The organism is Collinsella sp. AM43-1 (assembly GCF_003467925.1).
Lineage (GTDB): Bacteria > Actinomycetota > Coriobacteriia > Coriobacteriales > Coriobacteriaceae > Collinsella.
Genome location: NZ_QSFR01000003.1, coordinates 50,618 through 72,931, shown reverse-complemented (window position 1 = coordinate 72,931; position 22,314 = coordinate 50,618). Strand labels below are relative to the sequence as shown.

Sequence of the window (22,314 nt, the reverse complement as noted above, 5' to 3'; positions counted from 1 at the left end):
GTTCAGTCAGAACACGAACCCGCATCGGAGCTCATCACATGGCATTCGTCCATCTGCACAATCACACTGTTTTCTCCATGCTCGACGGCGCAACCCGTATCCAGGATATGGTCAACCGTGCCGTTGAGCTTGGCATGCCTGCCGTGGCCATTACCGATCACGGCTACATGTATGGCGTGCCCGACTTGGCGCTGGCCTGCGACGCCGTTAACCACAACACGCCCGAGTACAAAACCTGGAGCCACGACAAGGCCTTCTTGGAAAAGGACCGCCGCGACGAGCTGGTGGAGCCCGACCCCGAGGAAAACCCGCGCGAGCATGCCCAGTACGTTAAGGACATGGCTATGTGGGACGAGAAGGGCAATATCGACGAGCTCAAGCCGCCCCTGGTCATCAAGCCCATCTTTGGCTGCGAGGTCTACTTTACGCCGGACGAGACCCTTGCCCGCGACCATAAGCCCGAGCTCTACCACATGATCCTCCTGGCCAAGGACCAGGAGGGCTACGTCAACCTGATGCAGACGGTTTCCGAGGCCGCCGTGCAGGGCTTTTACTACAAGCCCCGCGTGACGCTCGACAACCTGCGCCGCCATGCCAAGGGCATGATCTGCACGAGCGCCTGCATCGCGGGCATCATTCCCAAATACATCGACCGCGGTGACATGGAGGGCGCCATCAAGTGGGCCGAGACCTTCCGCGATACCTTCGAACCCGGCGACTTTTATATCGAGATCCAGGAACACGGCATCACCACCGACAACGGCCTGACCGATGAGCAGATGGACCGCACGCTCATCGACATCGCCAAGCAGGTAGGCGTCAAGGTCATCGCCACCAACGACTTCCACTACCTGCGCCGCGAGGACGCTCCCGTGCAGGACGTCATCATGTGCATCGGCATGAACGCCAAGGTCGACGACCCCAACCGCATGCGCATGACTGGCTCGGAGTTTTACATGAAGACCGAGGAGGAGATGCGGGCGATGTTCCCGTATTGCCCCGAGGCCTGCGACAACACGCTCGAGATCGCCGACAAGTGCTACGTCGAGCTGGACTGGGACTCCATCATCCTGCCGCGCTTCCCGTTGCTCGACCCCGGCGAGACGCACGAGAGTCAGTTCCGCCGCGAGTGCGAGAAGGGCCTGCGCCAGCACTACGGTGACGACTGGGCCACGCGCGAGATCGGTGGCGTCAACATCAAAGAGCGCTTTGAGTACGAATACAAAGTCATCTGCGACAAGGGCTTTGCCGCCTACTTTTTGATTGTTGCCGAGTACGTGCAATGGGCCAAAGACAACGGCATCGGCGTCGGCCCCGGCCGTGGCTCGGCTGCCGGCGCTATCGTCGCCTACGCCATGAACATCACCGCGTTCGATCCGCTCGAGAACGGCCTGATGTTCGAGAGGTTCCTGTCCCCGCAGCGTACCGAGATGCCCGATATCGATATGGACTTCGACGATGAGCGGCGCCTCGAGGTCGTGGAGCACGTTCGCCAGCTCTACGGCCCCGAGAAGGTCACCCACGTCATCACCTACTCGACCATTAAGGCCAAGCAGGCCATCAACGACGCCGCTCGCGTCCTGGACTACCCGGTCTACATGGGCCAGCGTCTGTCCAAGATGGTCTCGAGCGACCCCAAGGTCAAGCTCAAGCAGGTGCTCGAAAAGCAACCCGGCAAAGAGGACCTGTTTAACCCCGATTTTGCCGAGGCATATAAAAAGGACGACGACGCCCGCCGCATCATCGACACGGCGCTCTCAATCGAGGGCCTCACCCGTGGCGAGGGCGTGCACGCGTGCGCCGTTCTGATCTGCCGCGACCCCGTCAACGAGCACGTGCCCACCAAGCTCGACACCAAGGGCGGCGTCGAGATTACCCAGTACGAGGGCCATACCGTTGCCGACATGGGCCTGCTCAAGATGGACTTCTTGGGCCTGCGCACGCTGACTGTTATCTCCAAGGCCAAGGCAAACATCAAAAAGAACTTCGGCATCGACATCAAAGAGGAAGAGATTCCCTTTGACGACCCCGAGATCTTTAAGCTCATGGGTTCCGGCCACACCGCCGGCGTCTTCCAGGTCGAGTCCGCCGGCATGACGGCCACGATCAAGAACATGAAGCCCACCGAGTACAAGCACGTCGTGGCATTGATCGCTCTGTACCGCCCGGGCCCGCTGGGCGCCGGCATGGTCTCGTCTTACATCAACCGTATGAACGGCAAGGAGCCGGCGGTCTCCTACGACGACCGCCTGGACGACATCCTGGGCGAAACCTACGGCACCATGGTCTACCAGGAGCAGGTTATGCTCATCTCCGTCGAGATGTGCGGCTTCTCCAAGGGCGAATCGGACTCGCGTATCCGTAAGCCCGTGGCTAAGAAAAAGATCAAGCTGCTCACGTCGACGGTGCTTCACTGGGAGGATGGCTCGGACGAGACCACCTACGACCACTGGATGAACGGCGCTATCAAAAATAACTACACGCGCGAGGTCGCCCAGAAGATTTGGGACGATGTTCTCGAGTTCGCGTCCTACGCCTTCAACAAGTCGCACTCCGCCGGCTATGCCATTCTGGTTATGCAGACGGCGTGGCTCAAGGCGCACTATCCGCACGAGTACATGGCGGCCGTTCTGACGTCCTATACGGGCAAGACCGACAAGATCGTGCACTACGTCTCGGCATGCCGTCACGACGGCATCCCCGTGCTGTCGCCAGATGTCAACGAGTCCGGTACCGAGTTCACGGCTACCAAGGAGGGCGTGCGCTTTGGTCTGGCCGGCATCCGCGGCGTGGGCACCGGCGTGGCGCAGGCGATTATCGCCGAGCGCGAGGCGGGCGGCCCGTTTAAGACGCTGCACGACTTTGTCGAGCGCGTGGACTCGAGCCAGGCCAACCGCCGCGTGATCGAATCGCTCATCAAGGCAGGCGCCTTCGACTCCACGGGGTATCCGCGTCGCCAGATGATGCACTTTGTGGATAAGAACAACCCCGAGAACATCATCGATGCCGCGGTGAAGCGCCAGAAGGATCGCGCGAGCGGCCAGACGTCGTTCTTCGACATGTTTGGCGACGTTGAGGGCTCGGGCTTTGAGGTGAGCGTGCCCGATCCGGATGGCCAGGAATGGGACCGCCACCTTAAGCTGAGCCAGGAGAAGGAAGTTCTGGGCATCTATGTCTCGGACCACCCGCTGCGCCCGTTTGAGTATGCACTAGCCAAGGCGCGCGACTTCTCGTTCTCGCAGATCGACACCGGCTACGAGGTTCAGAATCCTACGGGCGGCACCATCAACCAGGAGATTCCCGAGGGCAAGGCGCTGTGGTGGGCCGGTATGGTCTCGAGCGTGTCCAAGCGCGTGACCAAAAACGGTGACCCCATGGGCATCGTGCAGCTCGAGGACATGGAAGGCGAGGCCACCGTCGTCGTGTTCCCCAAGACCTATAAAGAGGCCGAGGGGTACCTGTACGGCGAGGTCGATCCCGAGACCGGCGCGCAGCTGTCCGATGCCTTTGTGCGCATTAAGGGCAAGCTCGAGCGCTCTGACCGCGGCGACCAGATCATCGCGCAGGAGATCGTGCCGCTCGAGCTTAACGAGGAGAACAACAAGCCCAAGGTGTTTGAGGTCATGGTGCCCAACAGCCGCTTTAGCCAGGGCAATATGGCGCGTCTTGCCACGGTGCTTACCGCCAACCCGGGCGGCGATCGCGTGGAGATCTTTATCGAGCAGGTGGACGGGCGCGTGCTACGTGCCGAGGTGCCGGCCAAGGTCAACGCGCGCTCGATTCCGCTGCTGGCCGAGGCCAAGGCCATTGTGGGTAACCAGGGTCGCGTGACGGTGATCTAAGCTACCCCGGGTGAGATTGGAGGAAGTGATGGCGCAGGGGACGTTTGTGCAGGCGCTTCGCAAAGAGGCGGCGTTGAGCGGCACCTTTATGAAGGGCCGCTCGCTCATGCTCAACGGCGCCGTGCTGTCGATTGAGGACAGCGGCTCGCGCTTCTCCAAAAACGTGACGGTTGAGGGCTCGGTGCGCGGCTCGCGCGGCGACCTGTACAAGACGCACGTGGCGCTCGATATGGACGAGCACGAGGTGGTCGACTACGACTGCGACTGCCCCGCCGCATACCGCTATCCCGGTATGTGCAAGCACGCCATCGCCACAGCGCTGGCGTACCTGGACACCAGCGGCATTGAGCCTGTTGAGGGGCTGCGCACGCCGGTTCGCACGTTTACGGCGCAGCCGAAACAGCCCGCGCGTGCCGCGTCCGCCGCGCCGGCCGTCAACCCCAACTTTCCCTTCCCGGCGCCCGTCCCCACGAGCCCGAGCCTTGTGGCGGCGCTTTCCGATCTTTCGGACGCGCGCATGGATGAGCTGGCGAGCATGCGCCGCAAACTTGCCGGTGCCGTTGATCCCGACGCCCCCAAAGCGGCGTTGGAGCCCTCGTTGGTGCCGTACTACAATCCGCTGTTCGCTGACCGCTTTAGCTGGGCGCTCGAGTTCCGCATTCGCTGTGGATCGGTCTCCTACGTGGTCAAGGACATCGACGGCATGGCCGATGCCTACGTGCGCGGCGGCACGTTCTCCTATGGCAAGAAGCTCACGTTTGTCCATTCACCTGAGGCCTTTGACGAAACATCGGCAAAGCTGCTCAACCTTGTTGTGACGACAGTTGCCTATCTCGATGACATCACAAGCTCGCGTTCGGCGTCGTACGACTTTGCCCGCAGCGGTTTTGTTGCCGAGCGTCAGTTGCCGCTGTCCGAGCATAGCATCGTATATGTGCTGGACCTGCTGCGCGGCCAGACCATCTCCTTTGAGCCCGCCTGGTCGCGGGGGACGACGACGCGTCGCACCTACGACGTGGCGGTTGAGCCGTCTCCGCAAGGGGAGGACGAGGCGTCCGCTAAGCGCCCACCACTTCTTGCCGCCAAAATCGCGCCGGCGGCTGGTGGTAGCTATGACCTGCGCCTGCCCGCCGATATGTACTGCTTTGCGTCGGGCGATGCCGCCTACTTGGTTGACACGCGCCGCGCGCGCCGTACCGACGCTGCATTTGCTCAGCATGCCGCACCTTTTTTGTCGCGCTTGCTGCCGTGCCGCACGCCCGCCCATATTGCCGCCGAGCAGGTGGGTGAGTTCTGCCGTATGGCGCTGCCCATTTTGCGCGACTATACCGACCTCACCGCGCCCGCCGCGCTCGATACCGTGGCGCCCGAGCCGAGCTTTGCCATGGCAATCGGCGTCGACGATGGGCTCGTGACCTGCAAGATTACGGTTACCTACGGCGACTGGTCGGCGGATCTCTTTAGCCTGGGCGCTCCGGGCAGTCCCTTTGAAGAGCAGCGCCCCGGCGTGCCGCCCCGCGACGAGGTGGCGGAGTTTCGCGTTATGGATACGGCGGCCCTGTACTTCGATTTCTACGAGGGCGGTCTGGCGTTTGAGGAGCGCGATGATGAGAGCTTGTTCTGCCTGCTGACCGAGGGCCTGTCCGCCCTGTCCGAACTGGGTGAGGTCATGCTCAGCGACCGTCTGCGCCAGATCTCGGTCCGCCCCGCGCCCAAGCTCTCGGTTCGTGCGACCGTTAAGAGCAATCTGCTCGATGTCGAGCTGGGCGCGAGCGGGCTTTCGGCCGCGGACCTTGCCGTCTATCTCGATTCGTACAAGCGCCATCAAACGTTTGCGCGCCTTACGTCCGGCGACATCATTCGCCTGGACGAGGGGGCGCGCGCCGCGTTTGGCCTTGCCGAGGACCTGGGTGTCGATGCCGTCGACCTGCTCGACGGCGTGTCGCTTCCCGCGTCGAGCACCCTGTTCGTCGACAGCATGCTCGCACGCACGCCGGCGCTCGAGGCCGATCGCGACGCTGCGTTCCGCCGTACCGTCGAGCGCCTGGACACGCTCGGCAAGATGGACTTTACGGTGCCGGCATCGCTCAAGGCAACGATGCGCGGCTACCAGGTCGACGGATACCAGTGGCTCGGCTCGCTCGAACACCTGGGCCTTGGCGGCATCTTGGCCGACGACATGGGCCTGGGCAAAACGCTCCAGATGATTGCGCATATTCTGGCGCGCGTGGAGGCGGGGGACACCAAGCCCACGCTCGTGGTATGCCCGGCCTCACTCGTGTACAACTGGACTGCCGAGCTGGAGCGCTTTGCCCCGTCGCTCGATGTGTGCGCCATTGTGGGCGCCAAGGCTCAACGCCGCGTGCAGATCGCCGGCGTGGCCGAGCATAGCGTGGTCGTGACGTCGTATGACCTTATGCGGCGCGATATCGACGAGTACGTCGAGCAGGATTTTGCCCGCGTGGTGCTCGATGAGGCACAGTACATTAAAAATCCGCTCACGCAGGTGGCGCGCGCTGCCAAGCGCCTGCCTGCCGGCGTGCGCTTTGCCCTGACGGGCACGCCCATCGAAAACCGCCTGTCCGAGCTCTGGAGCATCTTCGACTTTTTGATGCCGGGCCTTTTGGGGACACGCGAGTCGTTTGCCAAGCGCTTTGAGAGCCCCGTCGAGCATGCCGAGGGCGATAGCGCCGCTCGCCTGCAGGCGCTCGTGTCGCCGTTTGTGCTGCGCCGTGTTAAGGAAGACGTGGTGGCCGACCTGCCCGAGAAGATCGAAGACACCGTCATGGCACAGCTTACCGGCGAGCAACGCAAGCTCTACCTGGCCAACCAGGACCGCATCGCCCAGCAGGTGCAGCACCGCGAGGCTGGGGAGTTTAAGAAAGACAAGCTCAAGGTGCTCGCCGAGCTCACCAAGCTGCGCCAGATCTGCTGCGACCCGCGTCTACACTACGAGGATTACAAGGCGGGGAGCGCCAAGCTCGATACGTGTATGGAGCTCGTGCACGGCGCACTCGACGGCGGGCATCGCATCCTGTTGTTCAGCCAGTTTACGGGTATGCTCGATATCATCGGTAAGCGCTTGGCCAAGGAGGACATCGCCTTCCTTAAGCTCACGGGCGCTTCGTCTAAGGAGAGCCGCGCCAAGATGGTCGCGCAGTTCCAAGCGGGCGAGGTTCCGGTCTTTTTGATTTCGCTCAAGGCGGGCGGCGTGGGCCTTAACCTGACGGCGGCCGACGTGGTCATCCACTACGACCCGTGGTGGAACGTGGCAGCGCAGGACCAGGCGACCGACCGCGCGCACCGTATTGGCCAGCAACATACCGTGACCGTGTACAAGCTCATCGCCAAGGACACGATCGAGGAGCGCATTATGCAGATGCAGGAGTCCAAGCGCGACCTGGTCAACAGCGTGCTCGGCGGCGACGGCATCTCGTCGGCGCTGTTTACCCGCGAAGATGTTCTGGCGCTGCTGGGCGGCGACGGGCGCTAACCCGCTCGGGTGGGGCCGCCAGGGCGGATAGCGCACGCTGCCCCATCGTCCCCGCCCGTTATGTGTTCGTTTGCAATGCCGTGGATGGTTTGTCTGCCTTTGGGCATAAGAACCATCAAGAACATTGGCACGTCAGCAAAGGAGAACATCATGGCGAAATTCTTTAAGGACCCCGACGGTAAGCTCATTGCCGCCCTTGGCAACGACGTTGCAACCCCTGCCGGTTGCACGGAACTGACCGCAAACACTGAGGACGCGGCGCACGAGAAGCACGTGCCTGTTGTCGAGACCGAGCGCGACGGTCACGTGATTCGCGCACGCGTTGGCTCGGTCGAGCACCCCAGCCTGCCCGAGCACTATATCGAGTGGATCGCCCTTGAGGCCGAGGGCCGCTTAGAGGTCCATTACCTTGAGCCCGGCATGAAGCCCGCGACGTTTTTTGCCGGCGGTTCCAAGACCGGTACCGTCTATGCCTACTGCAACCTGCACGGGCTGTGGTCCGCGACGTTCTAGGAGCGCGCCCCCGCTCGGGGTATCATAGCTAGCATATGCACATGCGAGCGCCGACTGCATCATGCGGCCGGCGCTTTTACTACGATTTCGATGGTTTACGACGGAAAGGGCTGAGCCATGAAGCTCGCGCTTGCACAGATCGATATGCGCCTGGGTGATATTGAGGGCATTTGCGGCCGCATCGAGGACCAGGCTCGTCTGGCCCACGAGCGCGGGGCGCGCGTGCTGTGCGTTCCGGCTCCGCTCTTTATGGGCGCCATGCCCGGTGGCCTGGTGGGCGCTGCCGACTTTGAGCACGACATGCTTGCCGGCTTGACTGGTGTCGCCGAGCGCATCCAGGAGCTTGACATGATCTGCATCGTGCCCGCGGCGGTTTCGTTTGAGGGTCAGCCGCTGCTCGACTACATGATGCTCAAGGACGGTCATGTGGTGCCGGCGCGTTCGAGCATTGCCCTGCAGCGTGGCGAGAACAACGACACGCGTTGGGCGCCGCCGGTGTTCGACGTGGACGGCGTGCGCATCGCCGTGATTTTTGACTTGGACCGCGAACTCGAGATGTTGCCGACCGGTGTTGACCTCATTGCGTATTTCCAATTCAATGCGTTTGACATGACCGACCGCGAGACTGCCGCCATTGCCGCCGTTCGCAGCGGCGCCTACCGCAAGATCGCATCCAAGCGCAGCGTGTGGTTTGCCTGTATGGCGCCGGTCGGTGCCTATGACGAGTCGGTGTATACCGGCGGTTCGTTTGTGCTCGACGACTGCGGTCGCGTGGTGGCCCAAGCGCCGTGTTTTGAGGAGAGCCTGCTGGTTCAGGAGATTCAGCGCGGCGTGATGCTCGATGCCCTGGAAGATCACGAACTGCCCGAGTTCCGTTCCGAGGAGTGGCTGTGGCAGGCGCTGGTGCTCGCCGTGCGCGACAACGCCCGGGCCCACGGTGCGTCGCGCGCCGTGGTGGCACTCGAGGGCGACTTGCCGTCGTCCCTGCTGGCGGCGCTGGCCGTCGACGCTCTGGGCCCACGTAATGTGATTGGCCTGGTGCTGGGGCGCAACCGCATCTTTACGCCGGCGCAGGAGGAGGCCGAGGCTGCTCGCTGTGCCGCCGTTCGCGCCATTGCCGAGCGCCTGCATATTCGCACGGTTGAGCGCGATGCGCCGGATGCCGCGCGCGTGCTCGACCGCGATGTGTCGGCGGGCGACGCCGAGCGCCTGCGCTCTCGCACGCTGGGCCTCATGCTGGAGGATACGGCGCTCGAGCTGGGTGCGATGGCGTTGAGTCCGCTGTCCAAAACCGAGTACGCGCTGGCGGCGCCGGCGCTTTGCGGCGGCTACCAGGGCGATTACGCGCCCTTTGGCGATGTGTACCTGTCGACGCTTGAGTTTGTGGCGCGTGTGCGCAACCGCGCGTCTGCCGTGGTGCCCCAAGAGCTCGTGACGCTCAACGCGGTAGAGGATTGCATGGATCGCGTGCTGTCGCAGGCGCTCGCGACGCTCGCCGGCCCGGTTGATATGCTCGATCGCGCGGCGCAGCTGCTTGGCGGGCTTGAGCCGGGCGAGGTCGATGGTGCGCTCGAGTCGCACGTGGACCGCAACCGTCCCTTTGACGACATCCCGATGGCCGCTGCCAAGCCTGAGGCCTGCTCGCTGCTGCTGATGCTCGTTCGACAGGGTGAGGCTGCCCGCCGCATGTTGCCGACGGCGCCGATCGTTTCGTCCCGTTCGTTTGCCGAGCGCTCCTGGCCGTACATGCTCGCGTGGTCCGACCTGGGGCTTAACGGCAAGGAGCGTATGACGGTCGATTCGCTGGCGCGCGCCGAGGTGCGCCGTTTTGCTGACGAGGATACGAGTGAGCGCGTGCGAAACGAGATGATGGGCGTGCTGGGCGAGCTACTGGGTATTTCGCCCGAACAAATGGAGGAGTTGCGCTCTGAAGACGGTCAGCGTCGTTTACACGAGGGAATGAAAAAGTTCGAGGGCGAGGTTCAGGACGCCATCGATAAGATGATGGGCGGCCAGGGTGGCCCGCAGGGTGGGCCCCAGGGTGGCCCGATGCCGCATCCGCCGGTTGATCCCCGACAGTTCCCATTCTTCTCGCAGAACTAAACTGGGGATGGGATTCGCTCTCAACCCCGATACTTCAACTAAGCATCTTGACCCCGTTGTGTTATTCTAGAACAGACGTTCGTGAGTAGTGCGCGGGGCCTTGCCTTGCGCTTGGTAAAAGACGAGGGGAGGTTGGCTTGGTTATTTTGGGCATCGACCCCGGTTTGGCTCATACGGGTTGGGGGATTATCGAGGAGCGGCGTGGCGAGGTTCGCTGCCGTGCCTATGGCTGCATCGAGACCAGCGCAGGCAGTCCGCTCGCGGTGCGCCTGTCGCATATCGCCCGCGACCTCAAGGGTGTCGTGGAGCGCTATCGACCCGATACCGCTGCTATCGAGAGCATTTACTTTGGCGCCAACGTTCGCTCGGCCATCCCTACGGCGCATGCCCGTGGCGCCGCGCTCGTGGCGCTTTCGGAATGCGCGCTCGAGATTGGCGAGTATACGCCTATGCAGATTAAGCAGGCTGTTGTGGGCACCGGCGCTGCGGACAAACGGCAGGTCGCGTATATGGTTCGTACGCTCACGCAGCTCGATCACGACCCGCATCCCGACCATGCCGCCGATGCCCTGGCCTGCGCCATCTGCCACGTTAACCTCAGCCGCACCCGGGCGCTTACCGGCGGCGAGTTCTATCAACAGAGAGGAACCGGATACTGATGATCTCCCAGCTCCACGGAACGCTTGTCGAGGCCACGATGAGCTCTGCTGTCGTCGATGTGTCGGGCGTTGGCTTTGAGCTCGGCATCTCGGGCAGCACTGCGGCCACGTTGCCGACGCCCGGCGGTGAGGTTCGCCTCTATACCCGTATGCAGGTGCGCGAGGACGCCATGACGCTCTTTGGCTTTGCTTCCAAGGACGAGCGCACGATGTTCGATCGGCTCGTGTCCGTGTCGGGTGTCGGTCCGCGCCTGGCGCTTGCCGTGCTCTCCACCTATACCGTGGGCCAGCTGTATTCTCTGGTGATGGCCGAGGACGACAAAGGCATGGCTAAGGTGCCCGGTGTGGGCAAAAAGACCGCCCAGCGCCTCATCCTGGAGCTCAAGAGTACCTTTGCCAAGGACAAGGGCTTTGTTCCGGTCGGCGTAATTCCCGGTCAGGTTGCGATGCCGGTTCCCGCCGCCGCTCCCTCGGCGATCGATGACGCCCGTGCGGCGCTCCTTTCCATGGGCTTTAGTCCGCAAGAGACCGAGGTTGCCCTGAGCGGGTATGATGGGCAGGATATGCGTGTCGAGGACCTGCTCGGCGCGGCGCTTAAGCGACTCGGAATGGATGCGTGATGTGGGAAGCCGATGACTCTCAGGACCTGTGGGCGACGCCCGGCAGCTCGCCGGCGGCATCCATGGCGCACGGTGAGCGCATGGTGGGCTCGGAGTTGACGCCCGAAGACCTCGATGTCGACCGTACCCTGCGTCCCCAGCGCCTGGACGACTACTGCGGTCAGGAGCATATCAAGCAGAGCCTGCGCGTGCTCATCGAGGCGGCGCAGAGTCGTGGCGAGACGCTCGACCACGTGATCTTCTCGGGCCCTCCGGGTCTAGGCAAGACCACGCTGGCTACGGTTATCGCCAACGAGCTGGGCGCTCAGATCAAGACGACGAGTGGTCCGGCCATTGCGCGTACCGGTGACCTGGCGGCTATCCTTACCAACCTGCAGCCGGGTGACGTGCTGTTTATCGACGAGATCCATCGTCTTAACCGTTCGGTCGAGGAAGTCCTGTATCCCGCGATGGAGGACTTTGCGCTCGATATCGTGATCGGCAAAGGCCCGGCCGCACGTTCGATTCGCCTGGATATCCCCAAGTTTACGCTGGTGGCGGCAACGACCCGCTCGGGTATGCTGACCGGCCCGCTGCGCGACCGCTTTGGCATTTCGTATCGCCTGGACTACTACACGGTCGAGGAGCTTGCCCAGATCGTGACGCGCTCGGCGACCATTCTGGGCGTGACGATCGACCATCCGAGCGCGCTCGAGATCGGCTCGCGTTCGCGTGGTACGCCGCGTCTCGCCAACCGTCTGCTCAAGCGTGTGCGCGACTATGCGCAGGTGCGCGGCGACGGCCCCATCGAGCTCGATATCTGCCGTCAGGCACTCGAGTTCTTCGAGATTGATGAACTTGGTCTGGACTGGATGGACATTCGTATCTTGGAGACGCTTGCCAAGACGTTCTCCGGCCGTGCCGTGGGCCTGACGACCCTTGCCAGCGCGGTGGGCGAGGACCCGGGTACGCTCGAGGATGTCTATGAGCCCTACCTGCTGCAGTGCGGCTTGATGATTCGCACGCCCCAGGGCCGCCAGGCAACGCTTCGCACCTTTGAGCACTTGGGCATCGAGCCAGCCGTTTAGAGGCGGGTTTGTTTTGGCTGGTCTGTAGGCTATCGCTGGGCATCGGGTAAACATATCGCCATTCATCGGTTACGGGTGTTTTACTATTGCGCGCCCGTGCTATGCTGAATTGGTCTTTTTCTCATCCGGTAACGAAAGGACCGCCCATGCCTACTGACATCGAAATCGCACGTTCCGTCACGCCGCTGCCTATTACCGAGGTGGCTAAGAACGCCGGCGTCGACGTAAAGCACCTGATTCCGTACGGCTTCGACAAGGCTAAGGTCGACTATTCACTGCTCAACGAGCCGACTGACCACCAGGCCAAGCTCGTCCTCGTGACCGCCGTCAACCCCACGCCCGCCGGCGAGGGCAAGACCACCACGACCATCGGTCTGGCCGATGGCCTGCGCCGTCGCGGCGTCAAGAGCGCCGTGGCCCTGCGCGAGCCTTCGCTCGGCCCCGTTTTTGGCGTCAAGGGCGGCGCCGCCGGTGGCGGTTGGGCCCAGGTCATCCCCATGGAGGATATCAACCTGCACTTTACCGGCGACTTCCACGCTATCGGTGCCGCCAATAATCTGCTGGCCGCTATGCTCGACAACCATATTCAGCAGGGCAACCAGCTCGGTATCGATGTTAAGCGCATCACCTGGAAGCGCGTCGTCGACATGAACGACCGTCAGCTGCGCCACGTTATCGACGGCATTGGCGGCAAGGCCCAGGGCGTGCCGCGCGAGGATGGCTTCGACATTACTGTTGCTTCCGAGGTCATGGCGATCTTGTGCTTGTCCACGAGCATCAACGACCTCAAGGAGCGCCTGGGCGAGATCGTCGTCGGCTACAGCTTTGCCGGCGAGCCCGTCCGCGCCCGCGACCTCAAGGCTCAGGGCGCCATGGCTGCACTGCTTAAGGATGCGCTCAAGCCCAACCTGGTGCAGACGCTCGAGGGTACGCCCGCGTTTGTCCACGGCGGCCCCTTCGCCAATATCGCCCACGGCTGCAACTCCATCATGGCCACGCGCATGGCTATGCGCTTTGGCGATGTCGCCATTACCGAGGCAGGCTTTGGCGCCGATCTGGGTGCTGAGAAGTTCCTCGACATCAAGTGCCGCATGACGGGCGTTCGTCCCAGCGCCGTCGTGATTGTCGCCACCGCCCGTGCGCTTAAGTACAACGGCGGCGTTGCCAAGGCCGACCTCAACGACGAGAACCTCGATGCCCTCAAGGCCGGCATGCCTAACCTGCTGCGCCATGTTGACAATATCCAGAACGTCTATGGTCTTCCCTGCGTGGTCGCCATCAACCGCTTCCCGACGGACACCGAGGCCGAGCTTGCGCTCATCGAGTCCGAGTGCCAGCAGCTCGGCGTCAACGTTAAGCTTTCCGAGGTCTGGGCCAAGGGCGGCGAGGGCGCGCTCGACCTGGCCGATGAGGTCATGCGCCTGATTGAGCAGCCGAGCGAGCTCAAGTTTGCCTACGAGGACGGCGCCGATGTGGCCGATGCCCTCGAGGCCGTCGCCACCAAGGTTTACCGCGCCGATGGTGTCGACTTTACGCCGGCTGCCAAGCGTCAGCTCGCCGAGCTGCGCGAGAACGGCTTTGGCAACCTGCCGGTGTGCGTCGCCAAGACGCAGTACAGCTTTAGCGACAACGCCAAGGCGCTGGGCGCTCCCGAGGGCTTCCGCATCACCGTGCGCGAGCTCAAGGTTTCCGCCGGTGCCCACTTTGTGGTTGCGTTGACTGGCAGCGTTCTGACCATGCCGGGTCTGCCCAAGGTTCCCGCGGCCGAAAACATCGACGTCGACAACGACGGCAACATTACCGGCCTGTTCTAAGCCTGCTGCCCATAGCTGCTTGTCCGCCCCGCCGTGCCCACAAGGCCCGGCGGGGCTTTTGTTTTCTAGCCGCGCTTGTCTTGTAGATATGGACGGGCTCTGTCCGTCACGGGCTTTTGCGCGGGTAGAATGCATGGATAACTTGATGCTTACGGGCGACGGAAAGGAATCGTTGCATGGATCAGGACAAGACAACCGTGATGGGCGGCTACGGTTCCGCGCAGGCTGGCGATAGCGCCGATGCGACCCGCGTTGTTCCCAACCCCGGTTATACCGACCCCGCCGCGACGCAGCCTTCTGCCGAGCCAACCCGGGTTATGGGCTATGGCGACACAGCGCGGGATTCTTATGCCGTATCTTCGCAAGGCCCCTATGGCAACGCAGCTCCGGACCCGTTTGATTACGCGCCGCAGGATTCTTATGCCGCCTCGACGCCGAATCCCTATGATGACCTGCCGCAAAATCCCATTCCGCAGCCTCAGCAGACGACGTATATGCCTCGCACGGCGCAGTCTCGCTACGAGTCGCGCGAGCCGTATCGCGAGTACCCCAAGTCGATTCCGCAATATGGCGAGGACGAGGAGAAGAAGCCGTCGCGTTCGTCGAGCGTGATCAAGAAGATCCTCATCGTGCTGGCGATCTTCTTTGCGCTGTCGGTTGTGTTTGCCATTGTGTCGGGCATGCTCAACAAGCGAGGGAGTTCAACGGCTGATACCGCTGCCGAGCAAACCGAGTCCGCCTCGTCTAGCACCGTCGATCTGAGCGATATCCCGGGGCAGTACTGGTCCAACGCCAAGAAACTTCTCAAGTCGCGCGGCGCCAATCTTTCGAATGCCGTGGTCCTGACTGATGATGGCTCAACGCCCGTCATCGATGCCAACTGGGTCGTTACTTCTGCTTACTATAACGACAGCGGCAACCTCGAAATTCAACTCACGCACAAGAATAGCTCGGGCAACTCGCCCGACGGCCAAAGCGGTACCGACAGCTCGAGTTCCAATACGCTGGAGGACTTGAGCAACAAGGCACAGGAGTTGGGAGACAAGGCGCAAGAGCTGGGCGATACGGCACAAAACCTGGGCGACACCGCGCAGAACTTGGGCGACATGGCGACGGGTGCCTGGAATGCACTGCAAAACGGCATCTCGGGCGCGCAGGGAAACTAGCTGTTAAGCGGGCTACAGCTGCTCGGCCGGACGGTCGGGCGAGCTAAAGCCCGAGTCAAACGTAACGACGCATGAGGCATTGGGTCGGCGCTCGTGCACGATGCGCGTGACGAGCTCCAACAGCTCCTCGTCGGATATGTCAAAGTCGTCGGGACGCACCAGGTCAAACGAAACGAACCCGTCGTGCTCGTGCAGGTCGTGGATGGAAAGCGCGGGGTCGATCTGCGCTACGCCGCGCTTGACCCAGCCGCGCAGGTCATCACCGGTTGTTGCGATGGGGTCGCAGTGCAGCGTAATGCCAATGCCCATCTGGCGTTTGATATCGTGCTCGATGGTGTCCAGAATCTCGTGGTGCTCAAAGGCATCACCCTCGCCGGGCATTTCCACGTGTGCGCTGGCAAACTGACGGCCGGGGCCGTAGTCGTGTACCATGAGGTCGTGCGTGCCCAGGACCTGGGGGTACGACATGATCCTGTCGCGGATTTCCTGGACGAGCTTGGGGTCGGGCGCTTGCCCCAGCAGCGGGCTGATGGCGTCGCGCACCAGGCCCATGCCGCTGATGCAAATGAAGACGCCCACGCCCAGGCCCGCCCAGCCGTCGAGGTCAAAGCCGGTCGTTTGCGAAATAAGCGCCGCTGCTAAGACCGAGCCCGAGGTGATGACATCGTTTTTGGAGTCCTGCGCCGTGGCGATGAGCGTCTCCGAGTCGATGCGGTCGCCCAGCGTGCGGTTAAACGCGGCCATCCAGAGCTTAACGAGCATGGACGCAGCCAGTGCCGCAAGGGAAACGAGCGTGTAGGCGGTGGGGGAGGGCTTGATGATCTTGGTAACGGACTCGAGCACCAGGTTGATGCCGACGGCACAAACGAGGACGGCGACAAACAGGCCGGCGAGGTATTCGTAGCGGCCGTGGCCATAGGGGTGGCCTTCGTCTGCCGGGCGGCTGGCAAGGCGGAATCCGAGCAGGCTCACGATGTTGCTCGAGGCGTCGGAGAGGTTGTTGAAGGCGTCGGCGATGAGCGAGACGGAGCCGGCGAGCAGGCCCGCGATGCCCTTGGCTAGGCACAGGGCAATGTTGAGGCCAATGCAGATAAGGCTTGCGGCAAAGCCCGCGTTGGTGCGACAAGTTGTATCGACCGGCTCGTCCTCACTGCCGGGAACAAGCGTATGTACCAGCCGATTTACAAATAGCATGGCAATCGTCCTCACAATCATGGTTAAGGGGATAGTGTAGCTCGCATGGGCGCACCGTGCGCCGATGCTCAGAAAATGCAGCAATGGTCTGCTGGTGCTAACGAGTGGGGCTTCTTGTCCGACCGGGTGCTCCATTTTGGGCCACATGGGTATGGGCATGTGCCTGCCCGCCCGACATACTTAATGTCGACAGCCCCTGCGCAAAGGAGGACGTATCCATGGACGAGATGTTTGCCATTAAATGCCAAAACTGCGGCGGCCCTATGTACTCACACCAGGCTAAACGCAGCTTTGAGTGCGCCTATTGCGGCACGGTCGTTCCGTGGCAGGCCGATGCGGGGGAGCCCAAGAGCGCCCTGGGCATTCGCCATACGCCACTGACGGTTGTCGATGGACTGCTTAAGCTCACCTATGTGTCGCAGCTCGAGCGCCCGGAGGACCCGGACTGGTATTTCTTCAATTCGTACTGGCGCAACCAGTCGGTTCTGGAGCATCTGCTGTGGGAGGACCGCGGCACGGCTCAAGAGTTCCAAGAGGCAGCGCACGTGAGCATTCCCTGCCCCTTCTGCGGTGCGTCCTTTGAGGGGTCATCGACCCAGCGCGTGTTTGAGTGCCCGTCCTGCGGTAATACGATCGGCGTTGCCGACCTGCTCAAACCCGGTACCTTTAGCAAGCGCCTGACTATGGGCGTTGGTGCGGAGTATGTACCTGAGCAGGGTATTCCCTGCGAAATCTCGCCGCAGCAGGCACGTGCCAACGCGCTGCAGCTGGTGCGCCAGTACCCCGACGCCTTTGCCGGGCACGACGTGGAAGACGCGATTCAAAATGACATGATGCTCTTCTACTTCCCCATGGCGCTCGCGGATCTACGCATGATGGCGTCCTTCCCGGGCAAGGGGCTGAGCAAGGAGACCCTGGTGTACTACGAGGTGCTCGACTGGGCGTATTCCAGGGCAAACTACCTGGACGTTCGCCTTATGGGGATTTTGGAGCCGTGGGACTTTGCCAAGGTTGGGCCGTTTGACCCGGCCATGCAGGAAGGTGACTTCCGCGTTGTCTCCGTCGATGCATCTACCAAGGACCAGGTGGTCATTGATAAGCTGGCGCTCGACATTGCCGGCAACGATGCCGAGGCGGTGCTGGGGCTCAATAAAAAGAGCATCCGCACCTGGGCGCGCAAGGCCCGCAAGCACAAGGATGGTTTGCTGATGGTGCCGGTCTACTTTGTCGATCGTCCGGCGACAGACAGCCGCGATGGCGAGCAGGTGCGCATTGCCGTAAACGGCCAGACGGGCCGCGCGGCCGCGGTGGTGTTTAGCGACAAGCGCGAGACGCATGTGGTGGCGCCACTCAACCCGAGCCTGCATCTGTCCGGTGAAAGCACTGTGCATGCCACGCCCATCGAGGTCAAATACGTTAAATCACCCTTCCTATATCAGATCGTGCGCCGTGGAGGCGGCGAGCAACCGCGCCAGGTTACAGCCGCCGTCGAGGGTTCCTACCGAGAAGAGAAGCCCAAGCGCCGTGGTCTTCTGGGTGCGCTATTTGGGAAGTAGGGAGTAGTGCCGGGGTGTCGGGCTGCATCACAAGGTCATTAGATGAATTTAAAAGTGCTGGGAACGTGCTAACATTGCCGATAGCCTTAATCTTGCAAAAGCGGAGGTCGGATTATGGGTTTTGCCGATCAGCAGCTTCAGATTCAGATACCGTATTCTCCTGACGACACGTTTAATGCCTTGAAGGCAGCTATGGAAAAGCTACCTAAAGTAAAAGTTGATAGCGCATCGCCCACAACAAGAACAGTTGCAGCCGAGATTGGTATGAGCCTTTGGTCCTGGGGTGAAAATGTCAGTATTTCGGTTGTTCCAGTTGAAGGTGGATCTGGCGTTACTGTCAACTCGTCATCTAAGGTCAGGACAAACGTACTAAACGGGGGCAAAAATGCAAAGAATATTGCCGAGATAGTCGATGCCCTATCGAAGGAGCTCGAGCAGTATCCGCAGGTTTCACAGACTATTGAGACGCTGGTGGATAGTGGTGATGTAGTTGCAAGGCCCGAGAGACTTGCAGCGCTGCGTGATAGTGGAGTACTTACCGAGGAAGAGTTTGCTGCAGAAAAGGCGAAAATCCTTTCGTAGTTAGACACGATGGTTGGATTTGCATTCTGGTATTGAACTTGTTTATACCAGGCTGAAAACATCGTGTGGAATAAAAGTGCGCAGTAGCCTCGCCTTATACAGCAATAGGGACCTCTTTGGGGCGTCCCGCCTTTGGTGCGTCGGCGAGTCGTGCCTCGATGGAAGCTTTGGACACCATTCGCTTGGTGCCATCCTTCCATGAATCCAACAGTTCAGCATTTATCAGTTGCGATACTCTTGCCGAGCTAACGCCAAGCATGCGCGCGGCATCCGCTGCGGTGACGGCGGGGGTATCGTTGAGTTCGCAACTGACGGCCACGGCGATAATTTTGCCACCGTGCTGCGGCTCGTGGCCAAAGTCCGGCGCAGGCAGGTCGACGCCACCCATAAGGTGATCGTCGACCATACATGCGAGAAAATCAGCGGCGCTTTCGACGGCGTCGTTTAGGTCGGAGCCGAACGTCCCACCTCCGCCCAGCGAGCCACATGGCACAGCGTCGACGACGCCGTCCGAATCAAAGACTCGAATTCCCATGTCACCTAGCGCCTTCGTGCGGGATTCCCGAAGTGACTAAAATGTGACCATAGAGGCAGTTTTAGCGAACCCCATGGGAGTGACACGCATGGACAACAACACCTTGCTGTTTCAGGACAAGGGTTCGGGTAGGTTTAAAGACGTCAAGATCTACCCTAACCGTATCGAGGTGCTCAAGAAGGGCGCTTTCGGCGGCAAGCACACCGAGATTGTCTACCTTAAGGACATCACGGGCGTCAATAGAATCAAAGGCCGCGATGTTTTTCTGCGTAACAGGCTGTTGACTGCTTGCGTCTTTAGCCTGAGCAGCCGTGCGAAGGCCCAGGAGTTTGTTAACGTGCTGAATATGGTGATGTAGCCTATGGCGGCGTTCGGGCCAAGGTAAAAATTGGGGGCACAGAACGGTGTCCTGCGCCCCTCGTCGGGTCGATGTGTCCAAAAGGGTCGGCTTGCCTATTCGCTAGCGCCTTCGCTGTCTTCGCGATCGTTGGCAAGCATTGCCGCGCCGGCGACCGTTGTCGCCACGGCGGCAGCGGCGAGCCCGGCGACGATGCCAGAGCCGTCGCCCGTGCCGGCGAGCTTCTCGCCCGATTCCTTGCTCTTGTTGCCCTTGCCGTTCTTGTTGGCGCTGCCCGCGTTGGTGCCGGTGCCGGTGTTGCCTGCACCGTCCGCGTTGCCCGAAGTCGTCACAGTAAAGCTTGCGGCTCCGTCGGTGGCGAGCGTGTAGTTTTGCGCCGCGTCGCCCAACAGGCCTTTCGCACGCACCCAATACGTCCCCGCGGCAAATGCCTCATCCTCGGCCATTGCCGTGCCCGGAGCGCCGTTTGCATCGTGCATAAACTCGAGCTGGGCGGTGCAGGCATCGCCTTCGAGCTTGCCGTCGAGCGGCGCCGCGATCTTTGCGCGCACGTCCTCGCCGGCCTTAAGGCCCTCGAGCCCTTCAAAGTGGGGCGTCAATGCGCGCGGGTCGATATCGATGGGCACGGAACCCTGCAGTTCCGTAACGGTCTCGTTGCCCAGGGCGTCGACATCCACGTATTCGATAGCAAACGTGTTGCCCGAAGCTGCCACGTTGAGTACGTTACTGCTGTCGACAAGGCGGAAACGACCCTCGCCAACGGTCTTTCCATCCCGGAGTGAGGCATCGCTCAACGAGTCGCCGTATGTCATGCGCATACGGGTCGGGAGGTAGTACGAAACGGTCTGCTTGTGCTTCGCATCGTAATTGCGCTGGTAGATGCTTCGGGCCAGTGCCGCATCAACAAAGTCGGACGCAATGATGCCAATGTGCTTGAGGCAGTCCTCCTTTGTGCTCTCATTTCCGGTGCTGTTTATATACTGGCTCTTGTATAGATGCTCGTTGACCACTCGTGCTGCGGTAAAAGGATTGCTTCCTTGCTTGTAGTTCGTGCAGCTGGTGTAGTTGATACACCAGCTGTGCTCCAGGACCTTTACCTTGGCCCCGTCATTGTCCTCGACGTCCACCATGATGCGGGCGAGCTTGGTTGTCTCCTGCAGCGCCATATCGACCCAGCCGATTTTGTCGGTTCCTGTGCATTCGTAATGGTCCTGGGCGTATACCTTGGTGCAATAGGGCTCTTCGTCACCCGTTTTCCCCACGGCTTCAAAGCCCCGCTCGTCTCGAACGAGACACATGGAGGTGCTGTCGGTGTGTGCTGCGATTTTGTCGTCCCATTGGGTGAGGTCGAGGCCCCATGTGTGGCTGCTTACGCTGTTGCCGGCGAGCCCAAACCGACGCAGCAGGACGATCTTTCCGCGCACCTCGCCCAGCGTGGGGATGCGACTCGATGTGTAGAACAGGTCGGGGTTCTCATCCAAAACCTTGCCAAAGGCCGTCGTGAGGCTTTCGTTGGTAGCCTCGCCATTGCCCCGCGACACGAGCATGATGAGCGCTTCTGTCGGGTTTTCGCTCAAAAACGTATTGAAGTACCCGATGACATCGGAGAGATGCATAAAGTTCCCGTCTTTTTTGAGCAGGTAACAAGCTCCGTGGTCGATGCCGGGGTCGCCGTTCTCGTCGTTCTTTCCAAGTCGGATATCAAAGTAGCGAATGCCTTCGAGCAACTGCGTGGGGATGTAATCCTGCTGGCATTTTGCTTGGGAGGATTGGGGCTCGGTGTCATTGTCCACGCTGCAGGTGCCCGAATCGTGCGTGCCCGGGATGCTCAGTTCGTCGAGGAACTTGCTGTTGTCGACGTATTTCATCCAACAGGGCCCGTCGACGTAGCTGCTGTACGTGATCCAGTCGAGGCTGCTAACCGTGGCATCGTTCTTTTTCATATCGTAACCGATAAGTTCGAGCTCCCACGGAATGCTCTTACTCTTATGGCAGATCTTATTGTTGTCCTGGTCTTTGCCGTCCGATTCTATTGCCAGGTACTTAATGTCTTTTTTCTCGGTTTCTTTCTCGACCGTGCGGTCTCGGATGATATAGGTTCCGTTTGACTGGCGTTTAAACGCAAAAGCGCGGCTGGGCTTGTCGTCATACTCGCCACTCCATACGTGGATGACCTTTCCATCTTTGTCCGAGTCGCCGTCGACCGACCAAATGCTGTAGCCCGTCTTTTTATGCTCTTCGAAATTGAGTAAGGTGCGGATGGCATACCAATTTGTATTATCTGCATCGGTCACTACGTGTTCAAGGATGAGTTTGCTGGACGTGCCGTCATTAAACAGGTGGCAGACGTTGCCGCGAACGTTGCCGTCTTGGTTGACGCTCGCGGTGCGAAAATAGCCCGCGGGGCGAAGGCGAATGATGAACTTGTCGAGGGTGGCCGCCGGTGTGGGCGTGTCTTCTGCAAATGCCGCGCGCACGGGAAGGCCCAGCGCCGCGGTTTCGGGCAGGCTTGCAAATGGCGACAATGCTGCGAGTCCTAGGCCCAGCGTAAATGCTCGACGACTGATGGCGTGGTGTTCGGTCATAACTCCTCCATTCGCGGGGTGCGGTTATGCGCTCGTTTTGGTCACTATACTGCCCGGATGTCTAAACGTGTTGGCTTAATTGTCTGCGCGGTGCTATTAATCGGCGGGCGGACGCGTTGGGGCGCTTGTCTATTTGTGTTGCTACCGCGCTGGGGGTGGTTTTGCCGTCCGGCACCCTCGCGTTCGCCGGCTATCGGCATAAGAAAGGGAGGGCCGGCGAGCCGATC

At 61.2% G+C, this 22,314-nt stretch carries 15 protein-coding genes; 12 read left to right on the top strand and 3 right to left on the bottom strand.

Annotated elements, in window-relative coordinates:
* Positions 1-38 precede the first annotated feature (38 nt).
* The 9 genes from dnaE (at position 39) to DW925_RS02025 (ending at position 15,277) form a co-directional block, all read left to right on the top strand.
* Positions 39-3,842, top strand: a complete 3,804-nt coding sequence (gene dnaE, locus DW925_RS02065; protein ID WP_117716861.1) for a DNA polymerase III subunit alpha — start codon at positions 39-41, stop codon at positions 3,840-3,842.
* A gap of 28 nt (positions 3,843-3,870) precedes the next feature.
* Positions 3,871-7,335 carry an SNF2-related protein gene (locus DW925_RS02060; protein WP_117716860.1) on the top strand — a complete coding sequence of 1,155 codons (3,465 nt, stop codon included), beginning with the start codon at positions 3,871-3,873 and terminating at the stop codon, positions 7,333-7,335.
* 150 nt (positions 7,336-7,485) lie between these two features.
* Complete coding sequence (locus DW925_RS02055) at positions 7,486-7,848, top strand: desulfoferrodoxin family protein (RefSeq protein ID WP_089572163.1); 363 nt, start codon at positions 7,486-7,488, stop codon at positions 7,846-7,848.
* Positions 7,849-7,965: 117 nt separating this feature from the next.
* Positions 7,966-9,951 carry a hypothetical protein gene (locus DW925_RS02050; RefSeq protein ID WP_117583972.1) on the top strand — a complete coding sequence of 662 codons (1,986 nt, stop codon included), beginning with the start codon at positions 7,966-7,968 and terminating at the stop codon, positions 9,949-9,951.
* 137 nt (positions 9,952-10,088) lie between these two features.
* Positions 10,089-10,610 carry a crossover junction endodeoxyribonuclease RuvC gene (ruvC, locus tag DW925_RS02045; protein WP_035137351.1) on the top strand — a complete coding sequence of 174 codons (522 nt, stop codon included), beginning with the start codon at positions 10,089-10,091 and terminating at the stop codon, positions 10,608-10,610.
* Complete coding sequence (ruvA, locus tag DW925_RS02040) at positions 10,610-11,230, top strand: Holliday junction branch migration protein RuvA (RefSeq protein WP_117583973.1); 621 nt, start codon at positions 10,610-10,612, stop codon at positions 11,228-11,230. The genes ruvC and ruvA overlap by 1 nt, the downstream gene beginning before the upstream one ends.
* Positions 11,230-12,297 (top strand): Holliday junction branch migration DNA helicase RuvB, encoded by a 1,068-nt coding sequence (gene ruvB / locus DW925_RS02035; RefSeq protein ID WP_117583974.1) that lies wholly within the window; start codon positions 11,230-11,232, stop codon positions 12,295-12,297. The genes ruvA and ruvB overlap by 1 nt, the downstream gene beginning before the upstream one ends.
* A gap of 146 nt (positions 12,298-12,443) precedes the next feature.
* Positions 12,444-14,111 carry a formate--tetrahydrofolate ligase gene (locus tag DW925_RS02030; protein ID WP_117583975.1) on the top strand — a complete coding sequence of 556 codons (1,668 nt, stop codon included), beginning with the start codon at positions 12,444-12,446 and terminating at the stop codon, positions 14,109-14,111.
* 176 nt (positions 14,112-14,287) lie between these two features.
* The gene (locus tag DW925_RS02025) at positions 14,288-15,277 is read left to right on the top strand and encodes a hypothetical protein (protein ID WP_089572154.1); all 990 of its coding nucleotides are present in this window, start codon (positions 14,288-14,290) and stop codon (positions 15,275-15,277) included.
* A gap of 12 nt (positions 15,278-15,289) precedes the next feature.
* Here the strand turns inward: DW925_RS02025 and DW925_RS02020 are convergent, their stop codons facing one another.
* Positions 15,290-16,471 carry a cation diffusion facilitator family transporter gene (locus tag DW925_RS02020; RefSeq protein ID WP_117583976.1) on the bottom strand — a complete coding sequence of 394 codons (1,182 nt, stop codon included), beginning with the start codon at positions 16,469-16,471 and terminating at the stop codon, positions 15,290-15,292.
* Positions 16,472-16,689: 218 nt separating this feature from the next.
* Here DW925_RS02020 and DW925_RS02015 point away from each other — a divergent pair, with 218 nt between their 5' ends.
* Positions 16,690-18,027, top strand: coding sequence for a hypothetical protein (locus DW925_RS02015; protein ID WP_117583977.1), 1,338 nt, complete (start codon positions 16,690-16,692; stop codon positions 18,025-18,027).
* Positions 18,028-18,141: 114 nt separating this feature from the next.
* Positions 18,142-18,609 carry an SHOCT domain-containing protein gene (locus tag DW925_RS10180; RefSeq protein ID WP_117583978.1) on the top strand — a complete coding sequence of 156 codons (468 nt, stop codon included), beginning with the start codon at positions 18,142-18,144 and terminating at the stop codon, positions 18,607-18,609.
* A 94-nt stretch (positions 18,610-18,703) separates the two neighbouring features.
* Here the strand turns inward: DW925_RS10180 and DW925_RS02005 are convergent, their stop codons facing one another.
* Positions 18,704-19,144, bottom strand: coding sequence for a helix-turn-helix domain-containing protein (locus DW925_RS02005; RefSeq protein ID WP_117583979.1), 441 nt, complete (start codon positions 19,142-19,144; stop codon positions 18,704-18,706).
* 88 nt (positions 19,145-19,232) lie between these two features.
* Here DW925_RS02005 and DW925_RS02000 point away from each other — a divergent pair, with 88 nt between their 5' ends.
* Complete coding sequence (locus tag DW925_RS02000; RefSeq protein ID WP_117583980.1) at positions 19,233-19,502, top strand: hypothetical protein; 270 nt, start codon at positions 19,233-19,235, stop codon at positions 19,500-19,502.
* A gap of 95 nt (positions 19,503-19,597) precedes the next feature.
* Here DW925_RS02000 and DW925_RS01995 read toward each other — a convergent pair whose 3' ends face one another.
* Positions 19,598-22,087: a phosphatidylinositol-specific phospholipase C gene (locus tag DW925_RS01995; RefSeq protein ID WP_117629585.1), complete on the bottom strand. Its 2,490-nt coding sequence runs from the start codon at positions 22,085-22,087 to the stop codon at positions 19,598-19,600.
* Positions 22,088-22,314: the final 227 nt, after the last annotated feature.

Excerpts from the sequence above, each read along its gene's own strand:
- dnaE (WP_117716861.1), top strand. The coding sequence starts at position 39 with ATGGCATTCGTCCATCTGCACAATCACACTGTTTTCTCCATGCTCGAC.
- DW925_RS02060 (WP_117716860.1), top strand. The coding sequence starts at position 3,871 with ATGGCGCAGGGGACGTTTGTGCAGGCGCTTCGCAAAGAGGCGGCGTTG.
- DW925_RS02055 (WP_089572163.1), top strand. The coding sequence starts at position 7,486 with ATGGCGAAATTCTTTAAGGACCCCGACGGTAAGCTCATTGCCGCCCTT.
- DW925_RS02050 (WP_117583972.1), top strand. The coding sequence starts at position 7,966 with ATGAAGCTCGCGCTTGCACAGATCGATATGCGCCTGGGTGATATTGAG.
- ruvA (WP_117583973.1), top strand. The coding sequence starts at position 10,610 with ATGATCTCCCAGCTCCACGGAACGCTTGTCGAGGCCACGATGAGCTCT.
- ruvB (WP_117583974.1), top strand. The coding sequence starts at position 11,230 with ATGTGGGAAGCCGATGACTCTCAGGACCTGTGGGCGACGCCCGGCAGC.
- DW925_RS02030 (WP_117583975.1), top strand. The coding sequence starts at position 12,444 with ATGCCTACTGACATCGAAATCGCACGTTCCGTCACGCCGCTGCCTATT.
- DW925_RS02025 (WP_089572154.1), top strand. The coding sequence starts at position 14,288 with ATGGATCAGGACAAGACAACCGTGATGGGCGGCTACGGTTCCGCGCAG.
- DW925_RS02020 (WP_117583976.1), bottom strand. The coding sequence starts at position 16,471 with ATGCTATTTGTAAATCGGCTGGTACATACGCTTGTTCCCGGCAGTGAG.
- DW925_RS02015 (WP_117583977.1), top strand. The coding sequence starts at position 16,690 with ATGGACGAGATGTTTGCCATTAAATGCCAAAACTGCGGCGGCCCTATG.
- DW925_RS10180 (WP_117583978.1), top strand. The coding sequence starts at position 18,142 with ATGGGTTTTGCCGATCAGCAGCTTCAGATTCAGATACCGTATTCTCCT.
- DW925_RS02005 (WP_117583979.1), bottom strand. The coding sequence starts at position 19,144 with ATGGGAATTCGAGTCTTTGATTCGGACGGCGTCGTCGACGCTGTGCCA.
- DW925_RS02000 (WP_117583980.1), top strand. The coding sequence starts at position 19,233 with ATGGACAACAACACCTTGCTGTTTCAGGACAAGGGTTCGGGTAGGTTT.
- DW925_RS01995 (WP_117629585.1), bottom strand. The coding sequence starts at position 22,087 with ATGACCGAACACCACGCCATCAGTCGTCGAGCATTTACGCTGGGCCTA.